The following is a 13,135-nucleotide window of genomic DNA, read 5'->3' as shown; positions in this document are numbered from 1 at the left end:
CCTGTGAGCTGGTCAATCAGTGCAGGTCCTGGAAAGCGCGCAGGATGCGTGCCTCGCCGGTTTGGTCGTTAAAGCGTGCGTTGGCCTCGCGCGTGGCGTCGATCATGCGCGCAAGCTGGGCGTCCTCGAAGCGCGCCAGCTCCTCGTTGGCGGCGTCCAGCGCCATGGCCAGCTTGGCCCGCGCGTTCTGGTACAGCACGCTGGTGTACTGATCGGTGTTTTTCAGCAGCTCTTCCGCGTTTTCGATGACGGCCCTTAAGTCGCCGATCAGCCGTTCCTGCGTATGGGAATTGTTGTCCGGGGTTTCCATCGCGCTCACCTTAAGCCGGTTGATCACACTTAAAATATAAACAAGGGAGCCCTGGCGCATTTGTCTCGGCGCAAACGTGCGCCGCACAGGCTGGCAGCCTGCTTATTTCACGCTGATCCGCATATCGCCCACGGTGACCACCTGGCCGGCACGGATTTTCGCGGTCTTGCGCAGCTCCTGCTTGCCATCGACTGACACCACGCCGCTATCGACCATGTGCTTGCCGGCGCCGCCGCTGTCCACCAACCCGGCCACCTTGAGCAACTGGTTGAGTTCGATGAATTCCGATGTCAATTCGATAACTGTCTGTTCCATTTAATCCCTGTAAGGTAGTCTTATCTTTGTAGTACTTGATTATCCGCCAATTGAAGCACTGATGCGAACACGATTGTCGTGTGACTAGTCGCTGGGCTCGTTCTGCCGGGATCATTCCGGAGCTGTCGAAAAAGCGTCGCCCTGATCGACTAAGGACAGGGACGCGATCGCGGACCAAATCAGGAGGCAAAAATGAACAGCACCAGCACCACGAACGGCATGCGCGCTGCAAACGGCGTGACCGCGGATATTGGCGATGGCGAGCGGGCATCCAAGCGACGACGCCGCGCCGGACTGGTTCTCACCTGCCTGGTCACGGCATTCTTTTTGCTGGACGCCGCCGGAAAACTGGCCGGCGCCGAGGTTGCCATCAGCGCGACCGTTGCACTCGGGTGGCCTTCGTCCTCGGTTTTTTTCCTGGGACTGTTGCTGCTGGTGGGCGCCGTACTCCACATGCTGCCCAGGACAACTGTCCTCGGCGCGATTTATCTCACTGGCTACCTGGGCGGCGCGATCGCAGCGCACTACCGGATTGGATCGCCGCTGTTTTCGCATGTGCTCTTCGGCGTCTATATCGCGGCAATCATGTGGGCAGGGGTCTTCCTTCGCTATCCGGCGGTGCTCTCGGTCATCGCCGCGCCGACTGGAAAACGGTAGAAACATCGGCGCGACGCGCCTGCCTCACACCGGATGCGGCCGTGTCATTTCGATCGGCACGATCCATTCGTTGAACTGCTGCTCGGTCACGTGACCGGACCGCAGCGCCGCCTCACGCAGGGTGATGCCTTCGTGCTGCGCGGTCTTTGCGATTTGAGCCGCGCGATCATAGCCGATATGCGGGGCCAGCGCGGTCACCAGCATCAGCGAGCGTTCCATCAGCTCGCCGATGCGGGCGCGGTTCGGCTCGATGCCGCGCGCGCAATGTTCGTCGAACGAGCGCATGCCATCGGCCAGCAGCCGGCAGCTCTGCAGGAAATTGTGGGCAATCATCGGCTTGAACACGTTCAGTTCGAAGTTGCCCTGCGAGCCGCCCATCGTGATCGCCACGTCGTTGCCGAATACCTGGCAGCACAGCATCGTCATCGCCTCGGCCTGGGTCGGGTTGACCTTGCCCGGCATGATCGAGCTGCCCGGTTCGTTCTCCGGAATCGTGAGCTCGCCCAGGCCCGAGCGCGGGCCGGACGCCATCCACCGTATGTCGTTGGCGATCTTCATGAGCGCGGTGCCCAGCGTCTTGAGCGCGCCATGCGCCGAGACAATGGCGTCGTGCGCGGCCAGCGCCGCGAATTTGTTGGGTGCGCTCTTGAACGACAGCCCGGTGCGCGATCCGATCTCGGCCGCAATGCGCGGCGCAAACTCGGGGTGCGCGTTCAGTCCGGTGCCGACGGCGGTGCCGCCGGCCGCCAGCATCAGCAGGCCGGGCAGGGTGGTGCGGATCGCGTGCTCGGCAAATTCCAGCTGCGCCACGTAGCCCGAGAATTCCTGCCCGAGCGTGAGCGGCGTCGCGTCCTGCAGGTGGGTGCGGCCGATCTTGACGATGCCGGCAAAGTCGCGCGACTTCACTTCCAGCGTGCCGCGCAGCCGTGCCAGCGCCGGCAGTACCCGCTGCGACACGGCGGTGGCGGCGGCCACGTGCATCGCGGTCGGGAACATGTCGTTGGACGACTGGCCCATGTTCACATGGTCGTTCGGGTGCAGCAGCCGCGCCTGGCCGCGCGGCCCACCCAGGATCTCGGAGGCGCGGTTGGCCAGCACCTCGTTCATGTTCATGTTGCTCTGTGTGCCCGAGCCGGTCTGCCACACGGACAGCGGAAACTCGTCCTCGTGCTTACCTTCGAGCACCTCGTCGGCGGCTTTCATGATGGCGTCGGCCTTGTCGCGCTCCAGCTTGCCGAGCGAGCGGTTGACGGCCGCCGCCGCCCGCTTGACCTGCGCCAGCGCGGCAACCAGCTCTGGCGCCATCCGCTCGGTGGAGATGTGGAAATGGTGCAGCGAGCGCTGCGTCTGCGCGCCCCACAGGTGATCCGCAGGTACTTCGATAGGCCCAAAGCTGTCTTTTTCGGTCCGGGTTTCCATCACGCCATCCTGTCAATTGTGCAATCGGACTAAAGAGTTTACTCCAGCGCCCGTTAATTACGCTTAGGACACAAATCGACCGCACTTTTTCATGGCCCGCCGCTTCCTTCGACACACTGCCAGCTTCATCTTTGCCTGCGCCGCCGCGCAGGCGAGTGCTGTCGAGCTTGGCGAGGTGAAAGTGAACTCGTACATCGGCCAGCAGCTGGTTGCCGATATCGAGCTGACATCGCTCCAGGATCAGGCCGCCGGCGTGCAGGCGCGACTGGCCAGCCGCGATGTGTACCAGGGCGCGGGGATCGACATGCCAGCTGTACTTTCATCGCTGAACATGAATGTGATGCGGCGCGACGGCAAGCAGTTCCTGCACCTGACCTCACTCAAGCCGGTCGAGGGCGAGCACCTGCACGTGTACCTCGAACTGACCGAAGGTGGCCAGAAGACAGTACGGCTGGCAACCTTGTGGTTCACTCCCGACCCAACGCCTCCGGCGCCCGTGACGGCCCCGGTGTCGCTGCCGGTCGCCGCCAGGGAGCCGGCGCCGCCGCCGCTGGCCTGGGCCAAGTCGAAAGCGGCGCGTCCACAAGCCGTCCCGTTGCCCCGGCCCCAGCCCCGGCCCCAGCCTGAAGCAGCCTGCCGGCGCGAGCCATCCAAGGCCGAAGCCGTGTGCGCGGCGCTCGATGGCAAGAACGCCGAGTTGCAAGCCAAGCTGCTCATGCTGGAAGGCCGTGTGCGGGCGCTGCAGGCCGAAGCGCAGGCGGCTCCCGAACCGGCCAAGCAGCCCGAGCCGCCGGCGAAGAAGGAGGCCTCTGCGGGCCACGACAGCGCGTCCGGCACAACGGATCAGCCGGCGGAGCAGCATGCCGAGCCCAAGGTGGAAAAACCTGCAGCGGCAGCGACGCCTGCGTCCAAGCCAGCGGACACCAAGCCGGCGCCACCCGAGCCTGGCATGCCCTGGGGTTGGATCGCGGGGGCGGGCGTGGCAGTGTTTGCGCTCGTTGGTGGCTGGCAGCTGTGGAGAAGCCGGCGCAAGGGCGCAAAGGCAAAGCCGGCCAAACGCGTCGAGCCGTCCGACGCCAAACCGCAAGAGGCCCAGGCGAGCGAAGCGGCGGCCGGATAACACCGGTACAAAAATTTACCCCACGGTCAAACTTTTTGGTTATACTGGCGCCGTGGTTGTATATACCACAGAAAAAACGGCTCAGGATCTGGCGCAGCCACCACCGATAGTGTGGCGCGGAAAACAGATGATCGTTGAGGAAACGCCTGAGTACGGAAGCGGTTTGCTAGCCAACAGTGGCGGCAAACGCCGGATGCAACCGGCACGAGGCGACGCCAGGAGATACCTGGTGCTCGCTCTCCCGAATTCCCCAAAGCGCCCGTGTGGCGCTTTTTTGTTTCGTGGGGCGGGTCTCCCGCCCACGCGTTCAACCAAGGTGTGCGTCGCGGACGACATGTACACCTGCTGAACGCGTGGGCAGGAAACCTGCCCACCCTACGAAACAAAAAAAGCGCCTCGCGGGCGCTTTTTTCTTAGGGAGGGGCTAACGCTCAGTGCGCGCACATGGTCGCGTCCAGGCGGCTCATCCACGGCTCCGTGACGGCCCGGATGGCGCGGTCGTTGGCGAGAATCTGCTTGATCAGCTCGACCTTGCGGCTGCGCTGGGCGCCTTGCAGCGCAGGCATGCCGGATGAAGCGGCCGCGCGTTCGATCAGGCAGCGCGTTTCCAGTTGACTCAGGCGTTCCCAGTCGCCGGCCTGCGCCGCCATTGCCATCCCGCTTGTCAGGCCGGCAATTTTTTCGTACATCGAAAGCACTTCGTTGGAGGTCATGGCCCACCTCGACTGCATACGCCGGCCGGATTGCCGGTTCTCTAGGGCGTATCGGCAGTCTTTTGGCGAACTTTAGGGTTCCGCGCAAATATTTTTGAATTTTTTTCGCTGTATCCAACGCCCGGTGCGGCCATTCCCGAAAAAATGCGTTCCAGCGGCGATTTCTGCATCCTGTCGCATTTGCCATGCGGCCCATCCTCGCTTTCCCTACAGTCGAAGCTGGGAGATCCCGCCGACGGGCGGGTCCAGAACAAGAAAAGAAGGGGAAAGTATGAAGAATCACCTGCTGCGTGCCGCAGTTGTTGCCACTTTGACCACGACTGCCGGGTTGGCCCTGGCCGAAGCGCCGTTTTCCTTCGATGCCACGCCGGGCAAGTTGCCCAAGGACGTGCTGCCCGTCCAGTACGTCGCACACATCGTGCCGGACATCGACGCCAACACCTTCCGCGGTGACGAAACCGTGGAGATCGAAGTCAGGAAGCAGACATCGACGCTGATGCTCAATGCCGACAACCTCGACATCGATGGCGCCACGCTCTCGGGCAAGGGCATCTCGGGCCTCAAGCTGGTCCCGTCGCTGGACCGGCAGCAGCAGACCGTGACCTTCAACCTGGCCCAACCGCTGCAACCGGGCCGCTACAAGCTGGCGCTGCAGTTCCGCGGCCTGATCAACCGCGAGCCGCGCGGTATGTTCCACATGAATTACAAGGTTGCCGGTGCTGACAAGAAAATGATCGGCACCACGATGGAACCGAGCGACGCGCGCCGCCTGCTGCCCACCTGGGATGAGCCCTCGTTCCGCGCCAAATTCAAGTTGTCGATCGACGTGCCCGCCAGCTTCAGCGCCTACTCCAACACGCCTGTGGACAAGCAGCAGGCGCTACCAGGCGGCAAGAAGCGCGTTTCCTTTGCCGCCACGCCCAAGATGCCAAGCTACCTGGTGGTGCTGGTCGCCGGCGAGCTGGAACGCCTGGCCGCCAAGCAGGATGGCGTGGAAATCGGCGTCGTGACGACCGCCGGCAAGCAGGAGAGCGCCACGCTGCCGCTGGCCGATGCGAAGCAAGTCCTGCACTACTACAACAATTACTTCGGCGTGCCTTACCCGCTGCCCAAGCTCGACCTGATCGCCGTGCCCGGCGGCTTCAACGGGGCGATGGAGAACTGGGGCGGCATCGTGTACAACGAGGCGGCGCTGCTGGTCGATCCCAAGCGCAGCCCGGTGCCGGTGAAGAAGGGCACCTTCATGGTCAACTCCCACGAGATCGCGCACCAGTGGTTCGGCAACCTGGTGACGATGGCGTGGTGGGACAACCTGTGGCTGAACGAAGGCTTTGCCTCGTGGATGTCGACCAAGGCGATGGACCACTTCCACCCAGAATGGCGCCCTTACCTGGACGCCATTGCCGAGCGCGAATATGTGCTCAACCTCGACGCGCGCAAGACCACGCACCCGATCCAGACCCGGATCGACAACGAAGCGCAGGCCGCCAACGCGTTCGACGCGATCACCTACCAGAAGGGCGAAGCCTTCCTGCGCATGCTCGAGGCCTACCTGGGCGAGGATGCGTTCCGCCGCGGCATTCGCAGCTACATGGCCAAGCACCAGTACTCCAACACCACCTCGCAAGACCTGTGGAACGCGCTGGAAGCGGCGTCCGGCAAGCCGGTTGGCAAGCTCGCGTCCGACTGGACGCTGCAGGCCGGTTTCCCGCTGGTGAAGGTGGAGCAGGCCTGCGTGGACGGCAAGCGTCGCGTGACGCTGTCGCAGGAAGTGTTCCGCCTCGACGAGCCGGCCACCGACAAGCGCGTCTGGAACGTGCCGGTGCAGCTGGGAACGGTCAACGGCAAGGCCGGGTACACGCTGCTGTCCACCCCAAGCGCCACCGTGACCCAGGCCAACTGCGACGGCGCGCTGGTGGTGGACCCGTACAGCGTGGGCTTCTTCCGCGTCCAGTACGACCCGCAGAGCTTCCAGGCATTGGCAGCGCAGGCGCCCAAACTGCCCGACCCCACGCGACTGAAATTGCTCACCGACACCTGGGCCATGGTCAGCGCCGGCCGCATGCAGCTGGACAGCTACCTGAACCTGGTCAGCCAGTACCGCAACGAGCAGCGCCTGGCCGTGTGGGAATCGATCGCGGGCAACCTGGGCAACCTGTACCAGCTGTCGCGCGGTGAGCCGCAGCAAGAGCTGATCCGCAAGTTCATCATCGGCTTTGCCAAACCCAAGTTCAACGAACTGGGCTGGGACGAAAAGCAAAGCGACTCCACCGAAGACAAGCGCCTGCGCGCCTTGCTGGCAACCACGCTGGCGCGCGCCGGAGACGAGGAAGCAATCCGCGAGGCCAAAACCCGCTTTGCGCGCTATCTGGAGGACCCGTCCTCGGTGAGCCCGTCCATGCTCGACTTCGTGATCGGCACCGCCGGCCGCTACGCCGACGCCGCCACCTACGATGCGCTCACCAAGCGCGCGCTGGAAACCACCAGCGGCGAAGAGCGCAACCGCTTCGGCCGCGCCCTGATGAGCGCGCAAGACCCGGCGCTGGCCGCACGCACCCTGCAGCTGGCGCTGTCGCCGCAACTGCCACCGCACCTGGCCAGCGTGATCGTGCCGGGCGTGGCGCGCGAACACCTCGACCTCGCATGGAAATTTGCGGTCGAGCACCGCGACCAGCTGCTGAAGAACCTCGACGCCATGAGCAGCAACCGCGCATTCGCCGAGGTCGTGAGCGCCTCGAACCGCGCTGCCGATGCGGACATGATGGAGAACTATGTCCGTCAGAACTTTGGCCCGGATGCACTGGTCGAAGCCCAGCGTGTCGGCAATGGCGTGCGCATCCGCGCGACGCAAAAAGCACGCCTGTTGCCGCAGGTGGGCGCGGCCTTGAAGTGAGATACCATCCGCGTGGGCAAGATCTCTTGCTTGCGCGGATAATGCATGCAGCAATCCATAATACCGAGAAGGGACACCATGAAAACTCGCTGGACACCGATCAAGACCGCCATCACCCTGGCCCTGTGCGGCGCCTCGCTCGCCTTTTCGCCCGCGTACAGCGCCGGGCAAGAGGCGGCCAAGCAAGCCGAAACCAAATCCATGACCATGCTGCCGGGCGACGATTTCTTCGCCTGGGCCAATGGTGACTGGCTGGCCAAGACCGAGATCCCGGCCGACAAGAGTGGCTGGGGCGCGATGGGGCAACTGGCGGAAGAGACCAACCAGCGCATCGCCAAGCTGATCGAAGGGCTGGCCGGGCAGAAGGACCTCAGCCCCGAGGCCCGCAAGGTAGCGGACTACTACAGCGCCTACATGAACGAGGGCGCGATCGAAGAGAAGGGCATCGCCCCGCTCAAGCCTTACCTGGCGCGCATCGACGCGATCAAGGACAAGGCCGGCCTCACGCGCGCGCTGGGCGAAAACCTGCGCGCCGACGTGGACCCGCTGAACGCCACCAACTTCTACACCGAAAACCTGTTCGGCCTGTGGGTGTCCCCGGGCCTGCACGACCCGGCACGTAACACGCCGTACCTGCTGCAGGGCGGCCTGGGCATGCCGGACCGCGCCTACTACCTGGACAAGAGTCAGCGCATGGACGACCTGCGCGACAAGTACCAGAAGCACATTGCCGCGATGCTCAAGCTGGCCGGCTACGACAAGGTGGACGACCGCGCCAAGCGCGTGTTCGCGCTGGAATCGGCCATCGCCCAGACGCACGCCACGCGCGAAGTGTCGGCCGACGTCCTCAAGGCCGACAACACCTGGACCGCCAAGGACTTCGCCGCCAAGGCGCCGGGCATGGACTGGAACGCCTTCTTCAAGGCTGCGCGCCTGAACGGCCAGCAGAAGTTCATCGTCTGGCACCCGACTGCCGTCAAGGGCGAAGCCTCGCTGGTGCGCAGCACCGACCTGGCGACCTGGAAGGACTGGCTGGCCTTCCACCAGATCAACCACTTCGCCAGCGTGCTGCCCAAGGCCTTTGCCGACCAGCGCTTCGAGTTCTACGGCAAGGCGCTGACCGGCACGCCGCAGCAGTCGGTGCGCTGGAAGCGCGCGCTGTCCGCCACCAACGGCGCCATGGACGAAGCGATCGGCAAGATCTACGTCGAGAAATACTTCCCGGCCGAGAGCAAGACGCGCGTGCAGCAGATGGTGAGCAACATCATCACCGCCTTCGACAAGCGCATCGACAAGCTGGACTGGATGGCGCCGACCACGCGCGCGCAGGCCAAGGAAAAGCTCAAGACCCTGTACGTGGGCGTGGGCTACCCGGACCACTGGAAATCGTATGAGGGCCTGGCCGTGTCGTCCACCGACGCCTTCGCCAACGCCGTGCACGCCGAGGAATTCCAGACCGCGCACGAGATCGCCAAGCTGGGCAAGAAGCCGGATCGCACCGAATGGGCGATGCCGCCGCAGCTGGTGAACGCCGTCAACCTGCCGCTGCAAAACGCGCTGAACTTCCCGGCCGCGATCCTGCAGCCGCCGTTCTTCGATGTGAACGCATCGGATGCGACCAACTACGGCTCGATCGGTTCCATCATCGGCCACGAGATCAGCCACAGCTTCGACGACCAGGGCGCGCAGTTCGACGCCCAGGGCCGCCTGCGCAACTGGTGGACCCCGCAAGACGAGAAGCACTTCAAGGAAGCATCGCAAAAGCTGGTGGCGCAGTATTCGGCCTACAAACCGTTCCCGGACCTGGCGGTGAACGGCCAGCAGACGCTGTCGGAAAACCTGGCTGACCTGGCCGGCATTGCCGCGTCTTACGATGCGTACCATGCCGCGATGGGGGCCAAGGCGAATGAAGCGACCGACCGTGACTTCTTCATCGGCTTTGCGCACAGCTGGCGCACCAAGATGCGCGAGGCGGCGGAGCGCCGCGGCATCCTGACCGACGGCCACGCCCCGCCGCAATACCGCACCGCGACCGTGCGCAACCTGGACGCATGGTACAAGGCGTTCGACGTGAAGCCCGGCGAGAAGCTGTACCTCCCGCCAGAGCAGCGCGTGCGCGTCTGGTAAGAGTTCAGCCTCAGCCCGTTGTCCCCGCGGAGGCGGGGACCCATACTGAGCTTGCAAGCAGGTATCGCATCCACTGGAGCTGACGCTCAAACCGTCGTCCCGGCGAATCCTCGGCGGCCCCGCCGGGATCCATACTGAGCATGCGATACTGCCAACGCTGGCACACCGCAACCTCAGCATGGGTCCCGACTTGCGTCGGGACGACGGAGCGAACATGAGTGACCAACTCGACGACATCACCAACAAAACGCTCGCCCACTACGAGCACACCGCCGACGCCTTCTTCGCCGGCACCATCGACCACGACGTCAGCCAGAATATCGATGCGCTCCTGAACGCCATCGAAGCCGAGCCGCCTTTCACGATCCTCGACCTTGGCTGCGGACCCGGCCGCGACCTGAAAACCTTCACCGCGCGCGGCCACCACGCCATTGGCCTGGACGGCTGTGAACAATTCGTCCACATGGCACGTCGCTTCAGCGGCTGCGAAGTCTGGCACCAGCACCTGCTGCACCTGCAGCTGCCGCATGAAACCTTTGACGGTATCTTCGCCAACGCCGTCCTGTTCCACGTTCCCAGCGCCGCGCTGCCCAAGGTGCTGGCCGACCTGCATGCCGCGCTGAAGCCTGGCGGCGTCCTGTTCAGCTCCAATCCCCGCGGACACAACGAAGAAGGCTGGAACGGTCCTCGCTACGGCAGCTACTATGACTACGACACTTGGGAACGCTACCTCACCGCCGCCGGCTTTCTTCCAGTGGAACACTATTACCGTCCAACAGGATTACCTCGCGACCAGCAGCCCTGGCTCGCCAGCGTTTGGCGCAAACGCTAGTGTTACCTGGCGTACGGACCGCATGCGTGGTTCGGCGTAGGATAAAGACTCGTTTCAACGACAGAGCGAGGTAATCCAAATGAACGACGACCAAATCAAAGGCAAAGCCAAAGACATCGGCGGCAAAATTCAGGAAGAGGTCGGCAAGGTCACTGGCAGCAGCCAGCAGCAGACCGAAGGCCTGTCGAACCAAGCCGAAGGCAAAGTGCAAGAGAAGTGGGGCGACCTGAAGGACGCCGTCAACAAAGGCAACCGCTGATTTCAGCGAGCTTTTCACAAAGGGCAGCCGCGCACGCAAGCGCGGCTGTTTTTTTTTGCGCTCCGGCTTTCTGCTTTTGTTAAATCCCGGCATAACGCGATAGACCGCAGGGAACAAAAGAGGCGCTATTGACAGTATATCTTCTTCGTAAGTATTCTGAGAAACAAAAATTTCCTAACGGAAACTCATAAAATCAAGGGGTACTGGAAGTGAGATTCGCGGATTTAAAAGTCGGGGTGCGCCTGGGCGCAGGCTTCGCGCTGATGATCGTGCTGCTGTTCGTGGTGGCGCTCGTCGGCATCACCCGCCTGCAAGACAGTAATCAAACCACAGCCAAAGTGGTACAGGATCGCTATACAAAGGCGGCGTTGAGCTCGCGCCTGCGCGATTCCGTGAATACGGGGGCCGTCAACCTGCGCAGCGCCTTGTTATTTTCCGACCCGGCCGCCGCGAAACCGTACCTGGAACAGCTGGCGACAACGCGCAAGGGAAGCCAGGAGATTCTCGCCAGGCTGGAGAAACTGAACGTTACGCCGACCGGAAAAGCGCTCTACAAGGAGATCAACGATACGCGCGCCAAGTACGCGCCTGCCCGCGATCGCACCGCCAGTCTCTATCTGGAAGGGAAGCAGGCGGAGGCGGTGCAATTGCTCACCACGGAGCTCGTGCCATTGCAGGCAGCCTATTTTGATGCCATCGACAAGATGGTCAAATACCAGGAACAGCAAATGGAACGCGACAGCGCCGGTGCGGCCGAAGCCGGCCGGCAGGCGATCATGCTGATGATTGGCCTGGCGCTGGCCGCGGCTGTGGCAGCAACACTCATCGGCTATGTGGTTGCACGCTCCATTACGACGCCGGTTGCAACGGCTGTCGAGGTAGCAGAAGCGGTTGCCCAGGGCGACCTGACGCGGCAAATCCAGGTCAACAGCAAGGACGAAATCGGACAGTTGCTCGCCGCACTCAAGCACATGAACGAGAGCCTGGTGCAAATCGTGTCCGAGGTCCGTACCGGTACCGATACCATTGCCACGGCATCTGGCGAGATCGCTGCCGGCAACCAGGACCTGTCGTCGCGCACGGAAGAACAGGCCAGCTCGCTGGAAGAAACGGCGTCGTCGATGGAAGAGCTCACCTCGACCGTCAGGCAGAGCGCGGAGAATGCACACCAGGCCAACCAGCTTGCCGCTGCCGCATCCCAGATTGCCGGCAAGGGCGGGGAGGTGGTGGGCCAGGTCGTCCAGACGATGGCATCGATCAATGACTCTTCGTCCAAGATCCAGGAGATCATTGGTGTGATCGATGGGATCGCGTTCCAGACCAACATTCTCGCGCTCAACGCTGCCGTGGAAGCGGCGCGCGCCGGTGAGCAGGGCCGCGGCTTCGCTGTCGTCGCGTCCGAGGTGCGCAATCTGGCGCAGCGCTCGGCTGCTGCCGCGAAGGAAATCAAGGAGCTGATCAACGATTCCGTGGAACGGGTCGAGGACGGCACCAAGCTGGTGGGGCAGGCTGGCGCGACCATGCAGGAAATCGTCCAGAGCGTGCAGCGCGTCACGGACATCATGACCGAAATGACGGCCGCGACCCGCGAGCAGACCGCCGGCATCGAGCAGATCAACCTGGCGATCAGCCAGATGGATCAAGTGACCCAGCAAAACGCTTCACTCGTCGAGGAAGCAGCTGCGGCGTCGGAGGCCATGCAGGAGCAAGCCGGCAGCCTGGCGCGCTCGGTGAGCGTGTTCCGGCTGAATCAGGCAGCGGCGGTAACGCCCCGGCCAGCGGCCACCCGCACGCGTATTGCACCCCCGGTCTCCGCCCAGCCAGCAAAGCGGATCGCCGTCGCGCGGACTTCGAGGGACGAGGAGTGGGCCGAATCTTGAACCAACGGTAAGGAATCAAGCGCGGATCGATCTAAGCCGAGGACGGCCCCCAATAGCGACGAAAAATCCGCGAACCGTGACAGCCGATGTCAGCTCCAGGTCCAATGCCGCCGGCCTGCTTAACTGCAGCCGGCGGGCTTAACTGCAGCTTCTGATCCGAAGCGGCCGTTGGATGCTTCCTTCAGGTGCCCGGTCTGCGTGACTTCTTCTTGGCGAAACCCGGTCCTAACCGACGCTGACACAAGTTGCTGATAGATTTCCAACGATATTGGAAGCGCCATCGCAGGCTGGGGATGTTCTCTTTGCATACCGGCCTCACTTTCGCACGATATTGATCGAATCGGCCCGATACCAGCGCGCGACCGGGCGGTTTTCAAGCGAAACCGCTCGCTCGCATTCCGAAATCAGCCGAACCCTTCACGCTTTCTCGCGATTCGTTCGCTACACAAGAGTTAGATTCGGGCACCGAGTGTATCGTTCAATTTCGGCGCCGGGTCGTCTGTTTTCGCGCAAAGAGCGAGAGGAATCGCGCGGGAATCGTATGGTTTAGCAGCGATAACGGGCCAAATCGTGCGGTATCGTGCGTTAGTGGAGCTATTAGGAAAAACCC

11 protein-coding genes are annotated in these 13,135 nt (G+C 63.1%); 7 read left to right on the top strand and 4 right to left on the bottom strand.

The window, feature by feature from the left end; all coding sequences use genetic code 11:
* Positions 1 to 16 precede the first annotated feature (16 nt).
* Both NX774_RS12485 and NX774_RS12480 read right to left on the bottom strand, forming a co-directional pair.
* On the bottom strand, positions 17 to 310 hold the full coding sequence (locus tag NX774_RS12485; RefSeq protein WP_258822500.1) for a DUF883 domain-containing protein: 294 nt from the start codon (positions 308 to 310) through the stop codon (positions 17 to 19).
* 102 nt (positions 311 to 412) lie between these two features.
* Entirely contained in the window at positions 413 to 625 is a 213-nt protein-coding gene (locus tag NX774_RS12480; RefSeq protein ID WP_258822499.1) for an RNA-binding S4 domain-containing protein, read from the bottom strand.
* Positions 626 to 817: 192 nt separating this feature from the next.
* On the opposite strand from NX774_RS12480, the gene NX774_RS12475 reads away from it, so the two are divergent.
* Complete coding sequence (locus tag NX774_RS12475) at positions 818 to 1,282, top strand: DoxX family protein (protein WP_258822498.1); 465 nt, start codon at positions 818 to 820, stop codon at positions 1,280 to 1,282.
* Positions 1,283 to 1,306: 24 nt separating this feature from the next.
* On the opposite strand, the gene fumC is transcribed toward NX774_RS12475, so the two are convergent.
* Positions 1,307 to 2,701, bottom strand: a complete 1,395-nt coding sequence (gene fumC, locus NX774_RS12470) for a class II fumarate hydratase (protein WP_258822497.1) — start codon at positions 2,699 to 2,701, stop codon at positions 1,307 to 1,309.
* Between the two features lie 91 nt (positions 2,702 to 2,792).
* Here fumC and NX774_RS12465 point away from each other — a divergent pair, with 91 nt between their 5' ends.
* Entirely contained in the window at positions 2,793 to 3,821 is a 1,029-nt protein-coding gene (locus NX774_RS12465; protein WP_258822496.1) for a FimV/HubP-related protein, read from the top strand.
* Between the two features lie 431 nt (positions 3,822 to 4,252).
* On the opposite strand, the gene NX774_RS12460 is transcribed toward NX774_RS12465, so the two are convergent.
* The gene (locus tag NX774_RS12460; RefSeq protein WP_258822495.1) at positions 4,253 to 4,534 is read right to left on the bottom strand and encodes a flagellar protein FliT; all 282 of its coding nucleotides are present in this window, start codon (positions 4,532 to 4,534) and stop codon (positions 4,253 to 4,255) included.
* Positions 4,535 to 4,805: 271 nt separating this feature from the next.
* Between NX774_RS12460 and NX774_RS12455 the strand changes: the two genes are divergently transcribed.
* The 5 genes from NX774_RS12455 (at position 4,806) to NX774_RS12435 (ending at position 12,525) form a co-directional block, all read left to right on the top strand.
* The gene (locus NX774_RS12455; RefSeq protein WP_258822494.1) at positions 4,806 to 7,427 is read left to right on the top strand and encodes a M1 family metallopeptidase; all 2,622 of its coding nucleotides are present in this window, start codon (positions 4,806 to 4,808) and stop codon (positions 7,425 to 7,427) included.
* A 78-nt stretch (positions 7,428 to 7,505) separates the two neighbouring features.
* Positions 7,506 to 9,554, top strand: coding sequence for a M13 family metallopeptidase (locus NX774_RS12450; RefSeq protein WP_258822493.1), 2,049 nt, complete (start codon positions 7,506 to 7,508; stop codon positions 9,552 to 9,554).
* 214 nt (positions 9,555 to 9,768) lie between these two features.
* Complete coding sequence (locus NX774_RS12445; protein ID WP_258822492.1) at positions 9,769 to 10,386, top strand: class I SAM-dependent methyltransferase; 618 nt, start codon at positions 9,769 to 9,771, stop codon at positions 10,384 to 10,386.
* 79 nt (positions 10,387 to 10,465) lie between these two features.
* Complete coding sequence (locus NX774_RS12440; RefSeq protein ID WP_258822491.1) at positions 10,466 to 10,645, top strand: CsbD family protein; 180 nt, start codon at positions 10,466 to 10,468, stop codon at positions 10,643 to 10,645.
* Positions 10,646 to 10,854: 209 nt separating this feature from the next.
* Positions 10,855 to 12,525 carry a methyl-accepting chemotaxis protein gene (locus NX774_RS12435; RefSeq protein ID WP_258822490.1) on the top strand — a complete coding sequence of 557 codons (1,671 nt, stop codon included), beginning with the start codon at positions 10,855 to 10,857 and terminating at the stop codon, positions 12,523 to 12,525.
* Positions 12,526 to 13,135 lie beyond the last annotated feature (610 nt).

It is taken from the genome of Massilia agilis, from assembly GCF_024756255.1.
Classification (GTDB): domain Bacteria; phylum Pseudomonadota; class Gammaproteobacteria; order Burkholderiales; family Burkholderiaceae_D; genus Telluria; species Telluria agilis.
This window is presented reverse-complemented; position numbering and strand designations above follow the sequence as displayed.

Bases quoted from the DNA above. Each gene is read 5' to 3' on its own strand.
- NX774_RS12445 (WP_258822492.1), top strand. From the start codon at position 9,769: ATGAGTGACCAACTCGACGACATCACCAACAAAACGCTCGCCCACTAC.
- NX774_RS12475 (WP_258822498.1), top strand. From the start codon at position 818: ATGAACAGCACCAGCACCACGAACGGCATGCGCGCTGCAAACGGCGTG.
- NX774_RS12455 (WP_258822494.1), top strand. From the start codon at position 4,806: ATGAAGAATCACCTGCTGCGTGCCGCAGTTGTTGCCACTTTGACCACG.
- NX774_RS12440 (WP_258822491.1), top strand. From the start codon at position 10,466: ATGAACGACGACCAAATCAAAGGCAAAGCCAAAGACATCGGCGGCAAA.
- NX774_RS12460 (WP_258822495.1), bottom strand. From the start codon at position 4,534: ATGACCTCCAACGAAGTGCTTTCGATGTACGAAAAAATTGCCGGCCTG.
- NX774_RS12485 (WP_258822500.1), bottom strand. From the start codon at position 310: ATGGAAACCCCGGACAACAATTCCCATACGCAGGAACGGCTGATCGGC.
- fumC (WP_258822497.1), bottom strand. From the start codon at position 2,701: ATGGAAACCCGGACCGAAAAAGACAGCTTTGGGCCTATCGAAGTACCT.
- NX774_RS12480 (WP_258822499.1), bottom strand. From the start codon at position 625: ATGGAACAGACAGTTATCGAATTGACATCGGAATTCATCGAACTCAAC.
- NX774_RS12465 (WP_258822496.1), top strand. From the start codon at position 2,793: ATGGCCCGCCGCTTCCTTCGACACACTGCCAGCTTCATCTTTGCCTGC.
- NX774_RS12450 (WP_258822493.1), top strand. From the start codon at position 7,506: ATGAAAACTCGCTGGACACCGATCAAGACCGCCATCACCCTGGCCCTG.